This is a genomic window from Streptomyces sp. NPDC054047 (assembly GCF_055585065.1).
Map to the genome: position 1 here is coordinate 116,442 of NZ_JBVJKV010000009.1, position 19,978 is coordinate 136,419.

Below are 19,978 nucleotides of genomic sequence, written 5' to 3' on the forward strand. Positions count from 1 at the left end.
CCAAAGGGGCGAGAAGGCGGTAGCGCCCCGCGATCACACGCTCGTCGTCGCTCACGGGCGTCCCCCATCCTGAGCCGTGCGATTCTCCACAAAACTACCTCAACCGAGTGCGGTTGCCGCCCCCTTGAACACCAATCCGCACCCGAGAGCGACCACGACACAGGCGGAGCCCAGCGGCAGGAAGCGGTGCGTGGCCCGGTGCAGCCACCGGGGCCCGCGGACCCGCCGCCCGGCGAGCGACCCGACCCGCACCAGGAGGAACCCGGCGGCCGTCAGCGTGACGGCGAGGCCCACCCCGTACGCGAGGACGAGCAGCAACCCGAACCAGGCCTCGCCCAGGGCGGCGGCGCCGACGAGTACGACGACGGCGGAGGGACTGGGCACGAGCCCCCCGGCGAAGCCGAGGAAGAGGGCGCCCCGCACAGAGGGAGCCGCTTCATGGTGATGGTGGTGGTGATGATGGGAGTGCCTGCGCCGCAGCCAGGCCCTTCGCACGAGCAGGGTTCCCGCCCCGGCGACGAGGATGCCGCTGACCACTCCCAGCCAGGCGATGACGGAGGGGGCGGCGACCGAGCCGCCCGCCACGAGCAGCCCCAGGGCCGTCACGCCGAGCGTGTGGGTGACGGTGACCGAGGCGGCGAGGGGGAGGACGTCCCGCAGGGAGGCGCGCCCCCGCGCGGCGGCGCTCGCGGCCATCAGCGTCTTGCCGTGCCCCGGCGCGACGGCGTGCAGCGCCCCCAGCAACAGGGCGATGGCCAGGGCGAGTCCGGCGAAGCCGGGGGTGAGGTCGTGGCGGGCGACGAGGCCGGTGAGGGCCTGGGTCCACCGGTCGGCGCCGCGCGGCAGCGCCGAAGCCGGCGCTTCCGGCTTCTCCTCGATGAGGGCGGGGCCGCCGGGGGCGATGCGCAGGGTGGCGGAGTCCTCGCCGGGCGGCGAGTCGAGCAGCCGCTCCGGATAACGGGTGAGCCGCTGGGAGATGGAGGCCTTCGGTACGTCCGATGCGCTCAGGGTCATCCGATCGCCCTGCGCGGTGACCTCCCGCCATCCCGGGCCCGGCTGCCCGGCGGTCTCGAAGCGGGCGGCGAGCTCGGAGTCCCGGGGGAGCGGGGCGCCGAGCTCGCACTCCACGCGCAGGGTGGGCAGTCCGGCCTGCCCGTCCCGGGTGACCGCCCGGGCCTTCTCCACGCGGAGCTCCGCCGCCCGCCCGTCCACCCGCAGCAGGCTGCCGCGGGCGGCGTCCTCACACCGGGCCTCGGCCCAACTCGCCATGCCTACGCGCTTGATGCGGGGCATGGCCTGAGTGGCCGGGATCTCGGCGAGGTCCTCGACGTGGTCGACCCGCAGCTGTCCGGGCCTGACCACGACTCCGTCGTACTGATTGACGGTGAAGTTGCCCAGCGGGTGGGCGGAGGCTTCCCCTGCGGGCAGCAGGGTGAGCGCGAGCCCCGCGGTCAGGGCGCCCCCGAGGCCGAGGGCACGCCGCTTCACCGCTCCCCCTCAGCGCCCACAGCCCGAACGGGCCTCTCCCGCCCACCCGCCCGATTACCCCGCAGCGACACCTCGACGAACAAGCTCTCCCACCCACCCGCCCGAACCCCCGCATCCGCCCCTCGACGAACGGGCCTTTCCCGTCCACCCGCCCGATTGCCCCACAGCGACCAGCGATCGGCCGCAGTCGGGAGAGCTCGGGAGGGGACGTGCCGGTATGTCCGCCCGGAGCACGGTTCGCGGCGCTCCGGTGCCGAAGCACCCTCGCGGCCACCGGACGATAGCGAGGACGGACATACCGGCACGGCCCCGCACCCACGCACCGGCCGCACCGCAGGACCCGCAGCGCGGTCACCGGACAAGGGCGCGGACGGACATACCGGCGCGGCCCCGCGCCCACGCACGGGCCGCGCCGCGGGACCCGCAGCGCGGTCACGGGACAAGGGCGAGGACGGGCGTATCGGCGCGGCCCCGCGCCCACGCACGGGCCGCACCGCGGGACCCGCAGCGCGGTCACCGGACAAGGGCGCGGACGGGCATATCGGCGCGGTACCGCGCCCAGAACGATCAGTAGTCGACCTCACGATGATCCCCTCGCTTCTCGCCCCGGCGCCATCGGCGAGAACCCCGGGTTCAGCTTCACCGCCGCCGACTTCCAGCGACGAGCCGCCCCCGCATCGCCCGCCGCCCCCTCGATCACACCTCGGTGGTACATGAACGACGCCTCGCGGAACCCCGTGGCCGTGGCCCGGCGGGCGTACGCAAGCGCCTCCTCCGAGCGGCCGTTGACGTGCAGGGCCCAGGCCAGCGCGTCCGCCGTGTGCACCGTGTGCCGCCGGCCCCACTCCGCCCGCGCGGCCCGCAGCGCCGCCTTCCGTTCGGCCCGCGTCCCGTGATCCGTCAACGCGATCGCCGCGTCCAGATCCGCGTTCACCCCGTTCGCCCGGGCCAGGGACACCCACGCGGACACCAACGCGTACTGCTCCCGCGCCTTCGCCGCGTCACCCCGCTCGCCCCGCGCCTCGTACAACTCGCCCAGCGCGACCAACGGCCCCGGCAGCGGCGCCCGAGCCACCACATCCCGAAGCGTCCGTATCGCCTGCGCCGTCCGGCCCTGCCCGGCCCACGCCCGCGCCCGGCACTCCATCGCCGGGAGATAGGAGGCGTCGGCCCGCAGCGCCCTCCCGCACTGCTTCAGCGCCTCCCCGTACTGCCCCTGCCGCCAGGCGAGTTGCCCCAGCTCGGTGGCCACGTACGCGACATCCCCGCCGCCGCCACCACCCGCGTCCGCAGCCCGCGACAGTGCCCGCCGAGCCCCGGCCACATCGCCCCGGAGCTCCCGCACATAGGCGTACCGCGTGAACACCGGCACCCCGGGCCGCCGCGCGTCGGCCTCGTCCGCGGCCCGCGACGCCGCCCCGTACCGCCCGAGCTCGACCAACGCGTCGATCCGCGAGGCCAACGCCCCCTCGCTGTAGGGGTTCACGTCGAGCGCCGCCTCGGCATCCCGCAGCGCCCCCGTGAAGTCGTGGCGGGCGGCAGCCAGCGCCGCCCGCCCCGCCAGCCCCGCGTCATTGCGGGGCCGAAGCTTCAGGGACCGCTCGAGAGCGCGTTCCGCCTCGCGGTAACGCGACGGGTCACCCCGGGTACGGGCCTGCTCGACGTAGGCGGTCCCCAGTGACGCCCACGCGGCGGAGTTCCGCGGCTGGTCCCGCAGATGGGCCTGCAACGCCTCGATGCCACGATCGAGATCGGCCCCCCGAAGCGAGCCCGAGCCCGCACCCGCACCCGGCGCCACGGCGGCGGACGGCGGCGGCCGGTCCGACCCGCCCGCACCGCCGACCACGACGGCACCTCCGGTGATCGCGAGCGCGAGAGCCACCGCCGCCACCACGAACCGACCGGCAGAACGAGCGGCAGAACGAGGTAATGCCATCACTGGGCCTTCCGAGACTTCCGTATTCCGTACGGGGAGAGAGGGCGCGACCCGCAAGGGGGATGGATGCGGGCCGCGCCGGTCATGAGGTGGGGAAGGGGCTCAGCCCACGACCCCGGAGGTCCCGCGCCTGCGCCACCACGCGAGCCCGAGCCCGACAAGGAGCACACCGGCCGCCCCCGCCGCTGCGGAGGCGATCAGCACGGCATCGGTGTCGTCGCCACCGCCGGACTCCGGACGCCCGGGCACGGCACCGCCGCCAAGAGCGTCACGCGCCGATGTGCCGTCGTCGCTGCCGCCCTTGGCCAGCGGTCCCCGGGACCCGGACGTGGGCAGCGCCACGTACGGGAAGGTCCCGCCGAACTTCTGGTCGTTGACGTTCACCGCGTCGCCCAGGTCGTTCTTGTTGCCGGTGAGTTCGCCCTCGACGGCCTGCAGCTCGATGTCGACGACGTCATCGGCGAGCCGCCGCCCGTTCGGGAACCCGGCGTTGTCGCCGTCGAGCACCCCGAGCCGCTTCGGCGAAGCCGCCGGCTTGATGGACGTGTTGAGCCGCAGGGCCTCGGCGGGCCGGACGCCGGGCGGCTGGTTGAGATCCTTCACGCCCGTCAGGAACACCGAGACGAGGTCGTTGCGCGGCTCGGCGGGCGCCTTCAGCTTGTAGATCTTCTCCAGGAGCTTGGGGAGCTCCGGCTTGGTCACGTACTTCAGGAACTGCGCGTCGTCCCAGGGCGAGGACGCGTTGAACTTGTCCTTGTCCTTCTGCGGCACGACGACCTCGTTGACCAGCGGATTGCCCATCCGTGAGACCTGGGTCCACTTGCCGCCCGCGTTCTTGCGCTGCGTCGTCGACCAGATGCCGACGGTCGGCTGCTTCTCCGACTGCCGTATCTGGGCGGTCGGCACCTGAAGGGCGAGGGAGTTCACGTTGTAGCCCTTGAGGGTGTCGTTGCCGACCTCCGACAGGTCGCCGCCGTACAGCAGGTCGAACACCCGCAGGTCCAGGAAGAACGGGTCGTCGGCCTGTCCCGCGAACGTCGAGCCGCCGCCCTTGATCTGGCGCACGGCCTGGTCGCGCAGCTTCTTGTAGTTCGGCATCGACGCCTTGCCGACGTGCGACGGCGCCGCGGGCACGTCGTCGGCGAGCTTCGTGGTCGAGGTGACCTTCTGGTCCTTGAGCTTGATCAGCTCCAGGTCGTACGTCTGCGTCACGTTCAGGTCGGGATCGTCGAGGCTGGTCACGGGCCCGGTGTTGTAGAGGAACGTGTCGCCGTTCTTCGTCTTCGTGTCGAACGTCCACCGGTAGAGGAGGTCGCCCTGGGCGTCCCCGTCGCTGTCGATGTGGACGTCGTACTGGGCGTCGTCGGCCCACGGGTAGAAGTTGGGGCCGCCCGCGGGCTCTTCGAAGGGCAGCCAGTTCGCCACGATCGTCGTGGAGTCGGGCTTGTCCGGGCTGACGAACGCGTACACGTCCGTGTTGTCGTACTGAGGCTGCCCCGAGATCAGCGGAGCCTCCCGGTGGCTGGCGGCGTCCGCCGTCTGCGGCTCCAGTGCCGTCACGCCGGCGGCTGCGAGCCCCCCGGCGGCCAGCGCGCCACAGACGAGCACGGCGAGGCCGCGCTTGCCGCGGCGCCCCGCTCGGCTCTTGGCGATAGCTGTCATCGCGTCCGTCCTTACTGTTCCTCGCGCGACCCCACGCGCGGTGCGCGCAAGCCGCCTGACGAACGCCATTCGGGGCGGAGCGCCGGACGGATTGGGCCTGTCTCCAATCCGGTGCCTCCTCTCGCCGCGAATCACGGGGCGACCGGCGATGAGCCGCCCGGCCCAGGAGGCGGTGAGCCGCCCGGGCCGGGACGAGGGGGACACGAGGGGGAGGGGACCCGCATGGAGGCCGACGATCTGCTGCCGTTGATCGCCCAGGGAGACCAGCCGGCGTTCGAGAAGCTGTACGGCCTGGTCTCCGGGCCGGTCTACGGACTGGTCCGCCGCGTCCTGCGTGATCCGGCGCAGTCCGAGGAAGTGGTCCAGGAGGTGCTGCTCGAACTGTGGCGGACGGCGGGCCGCTTCGATCCGGCGCGCGGCAGCGCCCTGTCCTGGATCCTCACGCTCGCCCATCGCAGGGCGGTGGACCGGGTACGCAGTGTCCGCGCGGCGAACGACCGCGAACGGCGTGTGGCCGGGCGCGGCGAAGGACCCGCCTTCGACCAGGTCGCCGAGGCGGTCGAGGCCAACCTGGAGCGCGAACGGGTGCGCCGCTGCCTCCGGCGCCTCACCGACCTCCAGCGCCAGGCCGTCACCCTCGCCTACTACGACGGCTATACGTATCGCGAAGTCGCCCGGCGCCTCTCCGTCCCGCTCGGCACCGTCAAGACGCGGATGCGGGACGGGCTGCTGCGCCTGCGCGACTGCCTGGGCGCCGCCACGGGAGGCGCGACATGACGCGCGGCACGGAGGGGGACCTCAGGGGGTTCGCCGCGGGGCGGTCGCGCCTCCGCCGTGCCGTCCACTCCCTGGCCGTCCCCTACGCCCTGGACGCCCTCGACCCCCGTGAACTGCGCCGCTTCGAGCGGCATCTGGGCCGCTGCCCGGGCTGCCGGGCGGAGACCAGGGAGCTGGGCGAGGGCGCCGTACGCCTGGCGGGCGCGGCGGCGACACCTCCGCCGCCCGCTCTGCGCGAGCGGGTGCTCGCCGCCGTACGCACGACGGAGCAGGAGCCGCCCCCGCGGGCGCCCGCCGCTCCGAGCGCGCCCCCACGCACCCGCGCACTCTTTCTTCCGGTCGTCGCCTTCACCGCGCTCGTGCTGGCGGTGTGCGCGATCCTCGCCGTCCAGCTGATCCGTTCCGACGGCCGACTCGACCGCGAGCGCGCCGACGCACGTGAGATCGCCCACGTCCTGGCCGCTCCGGATGCCCGCGCGAGCGCGGAGCGGGACGTGTGGGGGCGCGGCATCGCCGTCGTCGCGTCGGAGTCCAGGCGGCGCGCCGTGGTGGCCGTCACGGGGCTCGGGGCGCCGCCTCGGGGCCGTGCGCACCAACTGTGGGTGATGCGGACCCCTTCGGAGGCCCGTTCCCTGGGCCTCCTCACGGGTGAAACGCCGGTGATCGCCACGGGCCTGAGCGCGTCCGCCACGTCACTGGCCGTGACCGTCGAACCCGATGGGGGCTCAGAGGAGCCCACTTCTGCCCCTCTTGTCCAACTCGCCCTGGAATCAGTTGGATTCGGAGAGTAATCGTCAACCTCCTTACTGGGTAGGTGAATCCTGTGACCGGGATACACGGGTGTCCGGACGGGGCGATAGGGTTAACCTGCCCTGGGCCGGGTGCCCTCGTACGGGTGGGGAGTGACATGGAACAGATAACGGTGCGCAGCAGGGCGCGTGTCCCTGCGATCACCTGCGGGAGCAGCGCGACCAGCTCGCGTCTCGACCGCCATCTCTCAGTGCTGGGCGGCCCCGCCGTTCCGCAGCGCGAGACGGCGGAGGCGACGCTGCTGATGCGTGAGCTGACCTCGCGGGGCGCGCACGACCACAGTGGCCGAGGTGCACGTGTGCGGAGGGTCTCCCTCTTCGCTCCCTTGCGCAGGCTGCGGCGGTCGCTCTTTGGGGGTCGCTGACCACGGGTGGTCGGGGGTTCGGCCGCCGCTCAGCGGCGGATTGCTCCCACCCACCCGCCCCTTCCCTTACTGCACACGTCACTCATCACGTCCCTTCCGTAACACCCGTGTCATGCGCACCTGTTGACGCCGCAACTTTCGGGCCCCAATGTGGCTGATTGTTTGGCTGATACACCCAACCTCACCCCCGGAGGTGCGCGTGTGTGACCTGCACGATCAGCATGAGCATGAGGCACTCCCCGCGGGCGGACCGCCCCTGAGCCGCCGCCACATCATGCAGCTCCTCGGCGCGGCCGGTGTCACCGCCGGTGTCATGACCGCCGACGCGGACCCGGCGATGGCCGCCGGCGCCGACGACAGCCCCGCCGCCTACGAAGCCCCCGAAGGCCTTGCGGCCGACACCCCCGCCAAGCGGGCGGCGCTCGACTGGATCTCCTCCCACGACGACCGCATCACCGGCCTGAACGCCGAGATCTGGGACAACGCGGAACTGTCCCTGCGCGAGTGGAAGTCCTCCATCGCGGAGGCCGACTTCCTCGAACGGGCCGGATTCGACGTCGAGTTCGGCACCGCGGGCTTCCCGACAGCGTTCACCGCGACCTTCACGCACGGCAAGGGCGGCCCCGTCCTCGGCTTCAGCGGCGAGTACGACGCGCTGCCCGGCCTCTCCCAGAACAAGGGCGTGGGCCACCACGATCCGCGCGAGTACATCCACGACCCCTTCGCGCCCAGCTACGGCCCCGGCCACGGCTGCGGCCACAGCGCGCTCGGCACGGCTGCCGCCGCCGCGGCGGCGGCCGTCGCGCAGGCGGCCAAGAAGCACCGGCTGCCCGTCACCGTGAAGTTCTTCGGTTCCACGGCCGAGGAGATGCTGATCGGCAAGACGTACGCCGTCAGCAAGGGGGTGTACGACGGCCTCGACGCGTTCCTGGACTGGCACCCCTCGACGGCCAACGCGACGGGCTGGGGCAGCACCACCGCGATGAGCGCCGTCACCTTCACCTTCCTCGGCGTGGCCGGGCACGGCGGCACCCCGCTCGGCAACAAGTCCGCGCTCGACGCCGCCGTGATGATGGCGACGATGTCGGAGTTCCTGCGCGAGGAGAACCTCGCGCCGAGCGGCCGCCTGCACTGGGTGATCAACAACGGCGGTGACATCCCGAACGTCACCGCGGAGATCGCCGAGATCTCCTACTACGTGCGCGAAGGAAGCCCCGCCCGCGTCCAGGTCCTCCTGGACAAGGTGATCGCGGTCTCCGAGGCGGCGGCGAAGGCCTCCCGGACGACCGTCCGCCACCGCGTCACGTCGGCCTGCTGGAACCAGCTCCCGGCCAAGGCCTTCGCCGAGCTCCTGCACGCGAACATGCGGGAGATAGGGCCGCCCCGATTCAGCTCCGAGGCCCACGAGTTGGCCAAGGAGCTCCAGGAATCCCTCGGCCTGCCCCAGAAGGGCATGCACGACAAGGTCGGTGAACTCACCCCACCCAACCCGGTGTTCATGGGTGGCGGCTCCACGGACGTCGCCGACATCAGCTGGAACGTCCCCACCGTCTCGATGGGCGCCGCGCTCGCCCCCATCGGCACCAAGATGCACACCTGGTCCACCGCGGCCTGCGCGGCGGCCGCGCCCGGCCAGGCCGCGGTGATCGCCGCGGCGAAGTATCTGGCGGCGACGGCGGTCGACCTGATCACGCACCCCGAACGGCTGAAGGCGGTCAAGGACGAGTTCAAGGAGCGTACGAAGGGCGTCAGTTGGAAGACCGCGCTGCCCGACGGCTATGAGCCGCCGATGTACGAACCTCCGGCATGGTTCCTGAAGAAGACGGGCCAGAAGTGGCCGCCGTCGAACATCACCTGGCCGCCGGAGCGGGTCGTGTCCCAGGAGAAGTTCTCGTCGCTGGGGCCGGAGCTCGAACCCCAGAAGTAGGCCGGAAGCAGAGGCGTGACGCGAGTTCGTCCGCTCACCGTCCGCCGCGCGTGTACCGGCGGACGGCGAGCGGCACGCACACGCCGAGCAGCACCAGCGACCAGAGGATCGACCCGGCCACGGGGTGCGCCACCGGCCAGGCGGCGTCCGCGGGCACGGGCGCGTTGCCGAACAGATCGCGCACCGCCGTGGCCACCGCGCTGATCGGGTTCCACTCGGCGACCGTGCGCAGCCAGCCGGGAAGCCCGTCGGCGGGGATGTACGCGTTCGAGAGCAGCGGCAGCATGAACGTCGCGCCGCCCAGCTGGCCCGCCGCCTCCTCGCTCTGCGATGCGAGCCCGAGCAGGATGCCGACCCAGGTCGTCGCGAACCGGAAGAGCAGCAACAGGCCGAAGGCGCCCAGGGCCTGGAGCGGTCCGCCCTCGATGCGCCACCCCATCGCGAGCCCGACGAGGATCAGCGGCACGAGCCCCACGGCGGTGGTCAGCAGATCGGCGGCGGCCTGCCCGAGCGGCACCGCCGAGCGGCTCATGGGCATCGTGCGGAAGCGGTCCATGACGCCCCGGTGGGAGTCCTGGGCGGCGGTGAACATGCCGGTCATGATGCCGTTCGCGGTGGTCGCGACGAGCATGCCCGGGACGAGGAAGGCGCGGTAGTCGGCGCCGGGCATGGCCAGGGCGCTGCCGAAGACGTAGCCGAAGAAGAGCAGGAAGACGATGGGCATCGTCTGCGTCATGAGGAGGATGGCGGGCGCGTGCTTGATGCGCTGAAGGTGCCGGCCGAGGACGGCGGTGCCGTCGTAGAGGATGGCGCTCAAGAGGGACTCCGTGGGTAGACCCCACCTGTTCGCTGCGGGGCGATCCGGTGGGTGGGCGGGAAACGTCCGCCGGGAAGCGGCGGTCTAGGAGACGCGAGCGGCGACGAGCCGCAGAAACACCTCGTCGAGCGTCGGCGCCCGAAGCGTCGCGTCCACGACAGGCACCCCCGCGGCATCCAGCTCCCGTACGACCCGCGGCAGCGTCAGATCCATGTCGAGGGCGACCACTCCGGCGGTGCGCCGTTCGGCGTCCAGGACCGGCTCGGCCCCGGTGAGCTGGTCGAGGACGACCGCGGCGGCGGACAGCGCCTGCGCCGCCGCGTCCTGCGGGAGGACGACCTCGACGTAGCTCCCGATCTGGGCCTTCAGCGCGGCAGGGGTGCCGCGATGTGCGGCCCGGCCTCCGTCGATCAACACGACCTCGTCGGCGAGCTGATCGGCCTCCTCCAGATACTGCGTGGTCAGCAGCACGGTCGTCCCCGCGGCGGCCAGTTCGCGTACGGCGTCCCAGATGCCGTTCCGGCTGTGCGGGTCGAGCCCGGTGGTGGGCTCGTCCAGGAAGAGCACCCTCGGCCGCACCAGGAGACTCGCCGCCAGGTCGAGCCGCCGCCGCATCCCACCGGAGTACGTGCGCGCGGGACGGTCGGCCGCGTCCGTCAGGCCGAACTGCTCGAGCAGTTCGTCGCCCCGCGCCCGCGGGGCCCGCAGCAGCCGGGCGAAGAGCCGCAGATTCTCCCGCCCGGTCAGATCGCCGTCCACGGAGGCGTACTGCCCGGTCACCCCGATGAGCCGCCGCACCGCGGCGGCCTCCCGCACCACGTCGTGCCCCGCGACGCGCGCGGTCCCGGCATCCGGCGTCTGGAGCGTGGTGAGCAGGCGCACCGCGGTCGTCTTGCCCGCTCCGTTGGGCCCGAGCAGTCCGCAGACGGTGCCCTCGGGGACGGCGAGGTCGAGCCCCGTCAGGGCGTGGACCTCGCCGAACCGCTTCTCCAGACCCTCACTAAGTACAGCGTACGTAGAAGTCATGTCCGTACGGTACCTCACTACGTACGCTGTACGTAACTAACATGGGGGGCGAGGTGATGATCAATGGCGGGCCGAGCGGCCGAACCGGAAGTGATCTGGGCGCGCCCCGAGCGTGCGGGCCGTGGCCCGAAGCCCGCGTACAGCAGGGCGGACATCGCCGCGGCGGCCGTCCGCATCGCCGACGCGGACGGCATCGACGCGGTCTCCATGCGGAGAGTCGCGGGCGAGCTCGGCTGCGGCACCATGTCGCTCTACAACTACGTACCGCGCAAAGAAGACCTGAACGAGCTGATGGTCGACGCGGTGAGCGGCGAGTACGAACTGCCTGCCGGACCGCCGGGCAGCGACTGGCGTGCGGAGATGCTGGCGCTCGGCCGCCAGACGCGCGCCATCATGCGCCGCCACCCGTGGCTGCCGCGGATCATGTCGGCGCTCTACGGCTTCAGCCCGAACGCACTGCGCTACCTGGAGCACTGCCTCGGCGCCCTGGAGGGCCTGGACGCTCCCTACGGCACCAAGATGGAGCTGATCGGGATGGTCAACGGCTCGGTCATGACGTACGTCGTCAACGAGTTCGCCATGGCCGAGCGCGCGCGGGCACTGCCGTGGACGGAGGAGCAGGAGCAGCAGGCGCGGTTCGCCTATCTCGCCGGGCAGGTCGCCGGTGGGGCCTATCCGCGGCTCGCGGCGGCGCTCACCGAGGGGCCCGCGCCGGGGAACTCCGACGAGCTCTTCGAGCGGATGCTGAACAGGCTCCTGGACTCGTTCGCCTGAGCGGCGGTGACAAAGGCGCCTAGGCCGGCGCCTCTTGCTGGTCCTCCTGGTCCTCCTGGTCCTCCTGGTCCTCCTGGTCCCGGAACTCCAGCCGGGCCAGCTCGCCGCGCGATGCCACGCCCAGCTTCGGATAGGCGTTGTAGAGGTGGTAGCCCACCGTGCGGGGCGAGAGGAACAGCTGGGCGCCGATGTCCCGGTTGGTCATGCCGGACGCCGCGAGCCGCACGACCTGGCGCTCCTGCGGGGTGAGCCGGTCCAGGGGAGCCGTGTCGCCGGTCTGCCGCGCGCGGCTCTCGCCGGTGGCCCGCAGTTCGGCGCGCGCCCGCTCGGCCCACGGCGGCGCGGCGAGCAGCTCGAAGGTGTCGAGGGCCGAGCGCAGCGGCGTACGGGCCTCGCTCCTGCGGCCCGCGCGGCGCAGCCACTCCCCGAAGAGCAGCTCCGTGCGGGCCCGTTCGAAGGGGCGGCCGTCGTCGACGTGCAGCGCGAGAGCTTCCTCGTACGCCGGTCCTGCCTCGGCATCCGGGGCCAGCAGCGCACGGCAGCGGGCGGCCAGCGCCCGCGCCCAGACGGCCCCGGTGTGCTCGGCCCATGCGGCGAAGCCCCGTGCCGAGTCCCGTACGGAATCGGCCTGTCCGGTCCCGGCGCGCACGGCGGCCTCGACCCGGTCCGGCACGCAGTACAGGACGACGATCGTGTGGCCCGACGGGCTCGCCGCGACGTCCTCGTACGCGCGAAGGGCGGCTTCGTAGCGGCCGAGGCCCAGCTCCAGCATGCCGATCGCGACGCCGCCCCACACCTGGCCCGGCATGACCTGCCGCAGATCGCCCTTGGCGGCGAGCTCGCGGCAGCGCTCCTCGTCGCCTTCCAGCGCCGCGAGATAGGCGAGGACGCCCGACAACTGCCCCACGTAGTGCGGCTGTCCGGTGTCCCGCGCGATCTGGAGCCCTTCGGCGGCACCCGTCAGGGCGCAGCTGTGGCGGCCCAGGAAGATCCGCGCGCGGGTGCGCATGAGGAGCACCAGCGGCAGCGGGCCGAGCGCGCCCTGTTCACGGCACTCGCGGTCCAGCTCGGCGGCGAGGTCGTTGCCGGTCTCGAGGTCGCCGAGCGGTGCGAACCAGGAGGCGATCGATACGCGTTCGCGCAGGGTGTGCCCGCGGTCGTGGCGCTCGGCCCGCAGGCTCTCGAACAGAGCGCGCAGCGGCGGTAGTCCACTGCCCGGGTCGCCCGCCGCGAGCCGGGCGAGCCCCTCAGCGGCGGGCAGATAGGGCAGGGCGTGCGGGGGAGTCCTGAGGTCGAGACCGGCGATGCGGCGGCTGATCTCGTCGATCGACTGCCGGTGCCCGGACAGCCACGCGGCGGTCATCGCCTCATACACCATGAGCGCCGCCGTCTCGGGTGTGTGCGGGGCGATCTCGGCGGCCGTGTCGAGCAGCACGGAGTACGAGGCGTCGAGGCGGCCCTGCTCGCGGGCGACGGCGGCGCGCACCTGGGCGAGCTGTGCGAGGACGGCCGGGTCGGTCAGGTGCGGGGCGGCGCGCAGGGCGAGTTCGGCGGCGCGTTCGTTCTGGCCCGCGTCCGCGGCGGCCGACGCGGCGAGCGCCAGGCGCCGGGCGCGGTGGGTGCCGTCCGGGCTGAGCTGGGCGGCGCGTTCGCAGGCGGCGGCGACGGCCGCGTAGCCGCCGCGGGCCCGCGCGTGTTCAGCGGTCTGCTCCAGGATGCCGGCGACGTACTCGTCGGGCTCCGTGGTGGCCGCCGCCAGATGCCAGGCCCGGCGGTCGACGTTGCCCACGCAGGGCAGGGCCTCGGCCAGTGCGCGGTGCGCGGCGATGCGGTCGCCGACCGGGGCGCTCTGGTAGGCGGCGGCGCGGATCAGGGGGTGCCGGAAGGCGAGGCGTCCGCCGTCCAGGCTGAGCAGCTCCTTGCGCTCGGCGGGCTCCAGATCGGTGACGGAGGCGCCGAGCTTCCCGGCGGCGGTCGCCGTCACCGTCAGGTCGCCGGTGCCTTCGGCCGCCGCGACCACGAGCAGGGACCGGGTGGTCGGCGGCAGCGCGGATATCCGGTCCGCGAAGGTCCGCAGGAGACGGGAGTGGCTGGGCAGCGCACTCAAGTGGTAGCCGTAGGCGGGGATGTGGCCCTCGCGCTGGGCGGCGGGCAGCTCGCGCAGGGCGAGCGGGTTGCCGCCGGACTCGCCGCGGATCTGCTCGCGTACGTAGCGGGGCAGGTCGCCCGCGTGCTCGGCGAGGAGCTCGCCCGCGGCCTCGTCGTCGAGCCCGGTGAGCCGCAGCTCGGGCAGGCCCTGGGCGGGGAACGGCGGCGCGTGCGCGTCGCGGGCCGCGAACACCATGACGACGCCTTCGGCGGCGAGGCGCCGGGCGGCGAAGAGGAGGGCGTCCGCGGAGGCCTGGTCGAGCCATTGGGCGTCGTCGATCAGGCAGAGGAGGGAGCCTTCGCCCTCGGCGAGATCCGCGAGGAGGGTCAGCACGGCGAGGCCGATGAGGAAGCGGTCGGCCCGCGCGCTGGGCGCCAGCCCGAGGGCCGCGCGCAGGGCCTTGGCCTGGGGCTCGGGGAGGTCGTCGATACGGTCGGTGACGCGGTGCAGGAGCAAGTGCAGTCCGGCGAAGGGGAGTTCGCTCTCGGCCTCGATGCCGGTTGCTTGCAGCAGGCTTGTGCGGTGGGTCGTGGCGTGCGCTGTGGCGGTCGCCGCCGCGTGGGCCAGCAGGGCGGACTTGCCGATGCCGGCCTCTCCTCGTACGACGAGGGCGGCGCTGTGGCCCTGCCGGGCCTTGGCCAGCAGTCCATCCAGCAGGGCGGTTTCGCTGCCGCGTCCGTAGAGCATGGGTTGACCCTAACCGGGGGTGGGGGCCCTGGCGGGCGGCTTTGGGTGGGGGCCCGGGGGGGGGCAGGGGGCTGGGGGATCAGTACCGCCGCTTCGCGGCGGGTCTTGCCCGCCCACCCGCCCGTTCACCCCGCGTCTGGATCCGCACCGCCCATGCCGCCCGCTTCGCGGCGGATCTTCCCCGCCCACCCGCCCGTTCACCCCGCGTCTGGATCCGCACCGCTCGTGCCGCCTGCTTCGCGGCGGGTCTGTCCCGCCCACCCGCCCGTTCGCCCCGTGTCCGGGTCTGCGCCGCTCGTGCCGCCCGCCCGTCCGTTCACCCCGCGCCCGGATCCGCACCGCCCATGCCGCCCGCTTCGCGGCGGGTCCGAGTGCCGGCTCAGCTGGAGGGAGGGCAGGATCGGTCCACCATGGCCCGAGGCCGCGGGGTAACGGGTGGGCGGGTGGGGAAGATCCGCCGCGCAGCGGCGGGACAGGGGCGCACGCCTGATGTGCGCCGGAACAGCGGATCCGAGGCGCAGCCTCAGGCGCACGGGTCCCGTGGGCCAGAGGCGAAGCCTCCATCGCGGGCAAGGCGCAACCGGAGGGAGGGGGACCAAGTGGGCCCGAGGCGCAGGCGCGGAGCTTGGGGGTACTGCTCAAGGCGTTGCCGCCAGGACCACCTTGCCCCGGCCATGGCCCCGCTCCACCTCCCGCTGCGCGTCCGCCGCTCGGTCCAGCTCGTACCGCGCGCGGATGTGCACCCGCAGGGCTCCCTTCGCGTACAGGTCCGTCATTTCCGCCAGGCGGGGCGCCGTCCTCGTGCCGGTCAGTTCGGGCAGGCCCAGGCGGCGCGCCTCCTCCGTGGCGACCATCGTGATGACCCGGGTCGGGTCGTGCGTCACCGCCGCCGACGCCCGCAGCGCCTCCGCGCCCGCCCCGTCCAGCGCCGCGTCCACGCCATCCGGGGCGATCGCGCGCACCCGTTCCTCCAGGCCGTCGCCGTACGTAACGGGGATCGCGCCCAGCGACCGCAGATGGTCGTGGTTGGCCTCGCTCGCCGTGCCGATCACCGTCCTCGCGCCCCACGCCCTCGCCAACTGCACCGCCAGCGTGCCCAGTCCGCCCGCCGCCGCGTTGATCAGAACCGTGTCGCCCGGGCCCACCCGCATCGCGCTCAGCGCCATGTGCGCGCCCTGCGCGTTCCCCGAGAAGCCGCCCGCCACCGCCCACTCCATCGTGTCGGGCTTGGCGACCAGATTCTCCACCGGGACCACCGCGTACTCCGCGTACGAGCCGAGGAGGGAGAAGCCGAGCACCGGATCTCCCGGAGCGAAGCCCGTCGTCCCGGGGCCGAGCGCGTCCACCGTTCCCGCGAACTCATTGCCCGGCACGACGGGGAACACCGCCCCCGGCGGTCTGATCACGCCTTGCCGCAGCCCGATGTCGAACGGCATCACACCGGCCGCCCGAACGCGAACGCGGACCTCGCCCGGGCCGGGCGCGGGGACGGGCAGAATCACCGGGCGCAGCACCTCCGCCGGGCCGTAGGCCTCGAACGCTGCCGCCCGCATCGTCGTCGTAGTCGTAGCAGTCATGGGGGTTCCTCCCTTGAGCTGGGTGCGCTGAATGAGCCCCGTACGCCCCATACGTCCTATGCCTTCCATGCATCCTGTGCGTCCCGTATGCCGTAGCGTCGTCATGGCTTCAGGACCACCTTGCCGACCGTCTCCCGCCCCAGCAGCGCCGCGTGCGCCGCGCCCGCGTCCCGCAGCGGGAACGTCGTCACCGCCGGTACGAGCGTGCCGCGCGCCGCCTCCTCAAGCGCCCGCTCCTGGAGGCCGCGCAGGCCCCCGGGGACGCGTGCGATCCGCGGGCCCAGCGCGTACGTCGCCGTCAGGAGCTTGCCGTGCAGGTCCTTGGTGGCCAGCTCCGTGGGTGCCCCCGACGACCAGCCGTAGACGACGAACCGGCCGCCGAATCCCAGGAGTTCGAGCGCGGCGCGTCCCGCTTCGCCGCCCACGCTGTCGAAGGCGACGCTCACCTCGCGGCCCCCGAGCGCCGCGCGCACCTTCTGCGCCCAGTCGGGCTCGTTGTAGTCGACCGCCAGGTCCGCGCCCGATGCCCGCACCCGCGCAGCCTTCCCTGGCCCTCCCGCCGCGCCCACCACGGTCGCGCCCGCGTTCCGCGCGGCCTGCACGAGGAGCGTGCCGATGCCGCCCGCGGCGGCCGTCACCAGGACCACGTCGTCGGGTTCGAGCGCGGCGACGTGCAGGACGCCCAGCGCCATCCGGCCGGTGCCGACCATGGCGATCGCGGCCTCGTACGAGAGGGTCTCCGGCAGCGGGAACAGTGCCTCCATCTCGCGCACGGCCAGCTCCGCGTAGCCCGCGTTGACCAGGCCCAGGTGTGTCACCACCCGCCGGCCGAGCCACTCCTCGTCCACTCCCTCGCCGAGCCCGGCGACCACGCCCGCCACCTCACGGCCCGGCGTCATCGGCAACTCGGGGATCGGGAAAGGGAGTTCGTCCGCCGCTCCCTTCTGGAGCGCGGTGTCGAGGAGGTGGACTCCCGCCGCCTCGACGGCGATACGGACCTGGCCGGGGCCCGGCACCGGGTCGGCGACCTCCTCGTACCGCAGGTTCTCGGGCCCGCCGAAGGCGTGCAGTCGGATCGCTCGCATGGCCAACTCGCTTTCGTCGCCGACGGGCCGAACTGCCCGTGCTGACAACCAGAAAGCTAGGGAGCACCCAGGGTCCGGTGCCTCTGTCGGGCGACCGGGATCATGACGGGGTGGTGACCGGGTGCCGACTGGGTACCGGTCAGGTACTGACCGGGGGGCGACTGGGGTCCGCGCACCCGGTCGTTCCCAGTCGTACGACAGAGGCGACGCCCAGGCTCCTCTTCCTAGCGTCGACCCCATGACGCACGCGACCTGTGACACCACGCCACCCCCGACGCCCGCCGCCGGGACCACCCTCACCAGGACCCGCTGGACGCCGGTCGCCGTCATGGCCCTCGCCATGCTGATGGTCACCCTGGAGCTGAGCCTCTCCTCCGTGACGCTGCCCGCGATCGGCGCCGACCTCGGCGTCGGGACCTCCGCGACCCAGTGGGTGCTCCTCGCCTACGCCCTGCCGACGGCAGCCCTCGCGATCCCCGCCGGACGGTGGACGGACCGGGTCGACCTGCGTGCCGTGTTCCTCTTCTCCGTCCCGGCGATCGGGCTCACCAGCGTCCTCGCCGCCGCCGCGCCGAACCTCCCCGTGCTCCTCGCCGCCCGCGTCCTGCAAGGCGTCGCGGGCGCCCTGGCCGTGGCGGTGTACCTGCCGGTGGTCGCCGCCGTCGTACGGCCCGAACAGCGGGGCCGCGCGATGGGCTACATCGCCACGATCATGCCGATCGGCTCGATGGGCGGCTCGTCCCTGGGCGGGTTCGTCGCGGACGCGTACGGCTGGCGGCCGGTGCTGCTGATGAAGGTCCCGGTCCTGATCGTCGTGGTCTGGCTCGGCGCGCGCTACATCCCCTCCACCGGGGGCGGGCTCACCCGGCCCGACCGGTCCCTGGTGGGCGACGGCCTGGTCCTCGGCGGTTCGGTGACCGCGCTCCTGGTGGCCTTCGACCGGATCGAGGCCGGGCAGCCCGTCGTCGCCGGGCTGTTCTCGGTGGCCGCCGCCGCGCTCGCGGTGTGGTGGACGCGCCTGCGCTCGGCGCGCCCGGTGACCGGGCTCCTGCGGCGCAGGGCCATCGGCCTTCCGGTCCTCTCACTCCTGCTGACCGGCACGTTCGTGGGGCTCTCCTACTTCCTGCTGCCGTTCTACGTCGCCGACGTCCTGCACGAGAACGCCTCCCTGACCGGCCTCGCGATGGTCTTCTTCATCGGTACGGTGGCCCTCTGCTCGCCGGTCAGCGGCCGGCTCGCCGACCGGCTGCCCGGCAGACTGGTGGGGGCGGCGGGACTGCTCCTGGTCATCGGCGGTCTGCTGAGCATGCTGACGCTCGGTTCCGGTGCCGGTCTTCTCGACATCGGCTGGCGGCTCGCCGTGATCGGAGTGGGACAGGCGCTGTTCGGTACGCCGGTGAACGCCTCGCTCCTGGCCGCCACACCGCCCGACCTGGTGGGCACCATCGGCGGCGTCGGCAACACCTTCCGCACCCTCGGCTTCACCGTCGGCCCCGCGATCGCGGCGCTCGCGTACGGCCTGGGCGGCGGGGGAGCGGGCGGTTTCCGCACAGGGGTCGCGGCGCTCGCGCTGCTGCAGGCCGCCGGGCTGGTGGCGCTGCTCGCGTCGGGCGGCAGCCGGAAGGCCGGGCAGGGTTAGCGGAGCGTCCCGAGGGAGCGCCCCGAGGAGGCGCGGCGTCGGGCGGCTCAGAGCAGGGCGAACTGGCCGCCGGGGCCCTCCTCGTGGTGGTCGAGCACCGACGCGGGGCGCCGCGCGGCGTCGGGTGCGGGGAGCACGCCCGCCCGGCGCAGCTCGTCGGCCGTGATCCCGGGTGCGAGATCGCCCGTCAACTCCTCCTGAAGCGGCCGGAGTTCTGCCAGCAGCGCAAGCACCGTGATGAGTTCGAGCAGCTCGGACGTCCACGCCTGCGGCCACTGCGCGGGACGGATCGCCTCCAAGGAGCCCGCCTCACCGGTGGCCGTGCGCCGCTCGCACCACAGCTCAAGGACGCGCACCCCGCTCACCTCGAAGTCCCACGCCTCCTGCGGCACCGGCGAGATGCGGCCGTCGTCCACGCACAGCGCCTCTTCGTCGGCGTCGTACGAGACCTCCACCGGCCGGGCGGGCAGCGGCGCCCTCACGTAGGGCCGCCGCCCGCCGGGAAGCTTCGGCCGCGCCCCGTCGCCGCGCGCCTGGAGCGCGAGCAGGCGGCGCCCCAACTCCGTGCCCCGCGCCCAGGTCCCGGCGTCGGCCGGCAGCGGAACCCGGCAGCCGGCCGGTGACGCCTGCGCCACGGCCAGCGTCCAGGACAGGAGATCCGCGGCTTCGACCTCGTGGCCCAGTGCCTTCGTGAGATGGGCGAGCAGCCCCGGCGCCACATTGGGTTCGAGGCCGCCGGGGCGGCGGAACAGCGGGCGGATGCGTCCCGGCCGCCCGGCGGGGGAGCGGCCGTCCGGCAGCACGGCGGACGCGAGCACCGCGGGCCCCGCGGAGCCGGTCACCTGCCCCTGCTCGACGAGGAACACCTGGCCTTCGCCCGCGACCCGCCACAGCTCGGGGCGAGCGGTGTCGATGAGCCGGTGGTCAGGGATCAGCCACTGCTCGTCGAAGGGGCCGTGCAGGACGCGCACCGGATCGGGGCAGGGGCCCGACTCGGCGGCCAGCGGGACCGTCGCGCCCTGATGGCCCGGGAGCTGGGCGACCGCCGTGTGCAGGGTGCGTGAGCGCGATGGGGAGAGCAGCCGCTCGCGCTCATCCGTGCCCGCCCGCACGAACGCGGCCCAGCGGGCCCTGAGGGATGCGGCGTCCGGTCCCATCGGCCACCCGCGGCCCGGCCGGAGCGGTGCGACGGACCACGGCATCAGGTCGGCGAGCAGCGCCGCTTGGTCGTGCGTCACGCCCGGCATCGTACGTCGAGAC

Annotated in this window: 15 protein-coding genes; 6 read left to right on the forward strand and 9 right to left on the reverse strand. The window is 73.5% G+C overall.

Annotated features, from left to right (window positions below; translation table 11 throughout):
• Nucleotides 1–99: 99 nt before the first annotated feature.
• The 3 genes from ACZ6ZP_RS29225 to ACZ6ZP_RS29235 form a co-directional block, all read right to left on the reverse strand.
• The gene (locus ACZ6ZP_RS29225) at nucleotides 100–1,488 is read right to left on the reverse strand and encodes an urease accessory protein UreH domain-containing protein (RefSeq protein ID WP_469408963.1); all 1,389 of its coding nucleotides are present in this window, start codon (nucleotides 1,486–1,488) and stop codon (nucleotides 100–102) included.
• A gap of 580 nt (nucleotides 1,489–2,068) precedes the next feature.
• Nucleotides 2,069–3,370 (reverse strand): tetratricopeptide repeat protein, encoded by a 1,302-nt coding sequence (locus ACZ6ZP_RS29230; protein ID WP_469408965.1) that lies wholly within the window; start codon nucleotides 3,368–3,370, stop codon nucleotides 2,069–2,071.
• A 156-nt stretch (nucleotides 3,371–3,526) separates the two neighbouring features.
• A complete protein-coding gene (locus tag ACZ6ZP_RS29235) occupies nucleotides 3,527–5,086 on the reverse strand; it encodes a DUF4331 domain-containing protein (protein ID WP_351165140.1) in 1,560 nt (519 codons plus the stop codon).
• Between the two features lie 222 nt (nucleotides 5,087–5,308).
• Between ACZ6ZP_RS29235 and sigK the strand changes: the two genes are divergently transcribed.
• From sigK to ACZ6ZP_RS29255, 4 genes are all read left to right on the forward strand, one after another.
• A complete protein-coding gene (sigK, locus tag ACZ6ZP_RS29240; RefSeq protein WP_351165139.1) occupies nucleotides 5,309–5,863 on the forward strand; it encodes an ECF RNA polymerase sigma factor SigK in 555 nt (184 codons plus the stop codon).
• The gene (locus ACZ6ZP_RS29245) at nucleotides 5,860–6,654 is read left to right on the forward strand and encodes an anti-sigma factor (RefSeq protein WP_469408968.1); all 795 of its coding nucleotides are present in this window, start codon (nucleotides 5,860–5,862) and stop codon (nucleotides 6,652–6,654) included. The genes sigK and ACZ6ZP_RS29245 overlap by 4 nt, the downstream gene beginning before the upstream one ends.
• A gap of 116 nt (nucleotides 6,655–6,770) precedes the next feature.
• Entirely contained in the window at nucleotides 6,771–7,037 is a 267-nt protein-coding gene (locus ACZ6ZP_RS29250; protein WP_351165136.1) for a hypothetical protein, read from the forward strand.
• Nucleotides 7,038–7,236: 199 nt separating this feature from the next.
• On the forward strand, nucleotides 7,237–8,964 hold the full coding sequence (locus tag ACZ6ZP_RS29255) for an amidohydrolase (RefSeq protein ID WP_351165135.1): 1,728 nt from the start codon (nucleotides 7,237–7,239) through the stop codon (nucleotides 8,962–8,964).
• A 34-nt stretch (nucleotides 8,965–8,998) separates the two neighbouring features.
• Here ACZ6ZP_RS29255 and ACZ6ZP_RS29260 read toward each other — a convergent pair whose 3' ends face one another.
• Together ACZ6ZP_RS29260 and ACZ6ZP_RS29265 are read right to left on the reverse strand one after the other, a co-directional pair.
• Nucleotides 8,999–9,781, reverse strand: coding sequence for an ABC transporter permease (locus ACZ6ZP_RS29260; RefSeq protein ID WP_383818026.1), 783 nt, complete (start codon nucleotides 9,779–9,781; stop codon nucleotides 8,999–9,001).
• 84 nt (nucleotides 9,782–9,865) lie between these two features.
• On the reverse strand, nucleotides 9,866–10,807 hold the full coding sequence (locus ACZ6ZP_RS29265; RefSeq protein ID WP_399982470.1) for an ATP-binding cassette domain-containing protein: 942 nt from the start codon (nucleotides 10,805–10,807) through the stop codon (nucleotides 9,866–9,868).
• A gap of 63 nt (nucleotides 10,808–10,870) precedes the next feature.
• Here ACZ6ZP_RS29265 and ACZ6ZP_RS29270 point away from each other — a divergent pair, with 63 nt between their 5' ends.
• The gene (locus tag ACZ6ZP_RS29270; protein WP_351165131.1) at nucleotides 10,871–11,581 is read left to right on the forward strand and encodes a TetR/AcrR family transcriptional regulator; all 711 of its coding nucleotides are present in this window, start codon (nucleotides 10,871–10,873) and stop codon (nucleotides 11,579–11,581) included.
• A gap of 19 nt (nucleotides 11,582–11,600) precedes the next feature.
• Here the strand turns inward: ACZ6ZP_RS29270 and ACZ6ZP_RS29275 are convergent, their stop codons facing one another.
• The 3 genes from ACZ6ZP_RS29275 to ACZ6ZP_RS29285 all read right to left on the reverse strand — a co-directional run bounded on the left by ACZ6ZP_RS29275 (nucleotide 11,601) and on the right by ACZ6ZP_RS29285 (nucleotide 17,079).
• Nucleotides 11,601–14,417 carry a helix-turn-helix transcriptional regulator gene (locus ACZ6ZP_RS29275; RefSeq protein WP_469408971.1) on the reverse strand — a complete coding sequence of 939 codons (2,817 nt, stop codon included), beginning with the start codon at nucleotides 14,415–14,417 and terminating at the stop codon, nucleotides 11,601–11,603.
• A 638-nt stretch (nucleotides 14,418–15,055) separates the two neighbouring features.
• Nucleotides 15,056–15,994 carry an NADP-dependent oxidoreductase gene (locus ACZ6ZP_RS29280; RefSeq protein WP_399982478.1) on the reverse strand — a complete coding sequence of 313 codons (939 nt, stop codon included), beginning with the start codon at nucleotides 15,992–15,994 and terminating at the stop codon, nucleotides 15,056–15,058.
• Nucleotides 15,995–16,095: 101 nt separating this feature from the next.
• A complete protein-coding gene (locus ACZ6ZP_RS29285; protein WP_399982481.1) occupies nucleotides 16,096–17,079 on the reverse strand; it encodes a zinc-binding dehydrogenase in 984 nt (327 codons plus the stop codon).
• 238 nt (nucleotides 17,080–17,317) lie between these two features.
• Between ACZ6ZP_RS29285 and ACZ6ZP_RS29290 the strand changes: the two genes are divergently transcribed.
• Complete coding sequence (locus ACZ6ZP_RS29290) at nucleotides 17,318–18,718, forward strand: MFS transporter (protein ID WP_399982484.1); 1,401 nt, start codon at nucleotides 17,318–17,320, stop codon at nucleotides 18,716–18,718.
• A gap of 47 nt (nucleotides 18,719–18,765) precedes the next feature.
• Here the strand turns inward: ACZ6ZP_RS29290 and ACZ6ZP_RS29295 are convergent, their stop codons facing one another.
• Nucleotides 18,766–19,965: a type ISP restriction/modification enzyme gene (locus ACZ6ZP_RS29295; RefSeq protein WP_351165125.1), complete on the reverse strand. Its 1,200-nt coding sequence runs from the start codon at nucleotides 19,963–19,965 to the stop codon at nucleotides 18,766–18,768.
• Nucleotides 19,966–19,978: the final 13 nt, after the last annotated feature.

Coding starts and splice junctions, on each gene's coding strand:
- ACZ6ZP_RS29245 (WP_469408968.1), top strand. CDS start 5,860: ATGACGCGCGGCACGGAGGGGGACCTCAGGGGGTTCGCCGCGGGGCGG.
- ACZ6ZP_RS29295 (WP_351165125.1), bottom strand. CDS start 19,965: ATGCCGGGCGTGACGCACGACCAAGCGGCGCTGCTCGCCGACCTGATG.
- ACZ6ZP_RS29265 (WP_399982470.1), bottom strand. CDS start 10,807: ATGACTTCTACGTACGCTGTACTTAGTGAGGGTCTGGAGAAGCGGTTC.
- ACZ6ZP_RS29275 (WP_469408971.1), bottom strand. CDS start 14,417: ATGCTCTACGGACGCGGCAGCGAAACCGCCCTGCTGGATGGACTGCTG.
- ACZ6ZP_RS29250 (WP_351165136.1), top strand. CDS start 6,771: ATGGAACAGATAACGGTGCGCAGCAGGGCGCGTGTCCCTGCGATCACC.
- sigK (WP_351165139.1), top strand. CDS start 5,309: ATGGAGGCCGACGATCTGCTGCCGTTGATCGCCCAGGGAGACCAGCCG.
- ACZ6ZP_RS29270 (WP_351165131.1), top strand. CDS start 10,871: ATGGCGGGCCGAGCGGCCGAACCGGAAGTGATCTGGGCGCGCCCCGAG.
- ACZ6ZP_RS29235 (WP_351165140.1), bottom strand. CDS start 5,086: ATGACAGCTATCGCCAAGAGCCGAGCGGGGCGCCGCGGCAAGCGCGGC.
- ACZ6ZP_RS29290 (WP_399982484.1), top strand. CDS start 17,318: ATGACGCACGCGACCTGTGACACCACGCCACCCCCGACGCCCGCCGCC.
- ACZ6ZP_RS29285 (WP_399982481.1), bottom strand. CDS start 17,079: ATGCGAGCGATCCGACTGCACGCCTTCGGCGGGCCCGAGAACCTGCGG.
- ACZ6ZP_RS29280 (WP_399982478.1), bottom strand. CDS start 15,994: ATGACTGCTACGACTACGACGACGATGCGGGCGGCAGCGTTCGAGGCC.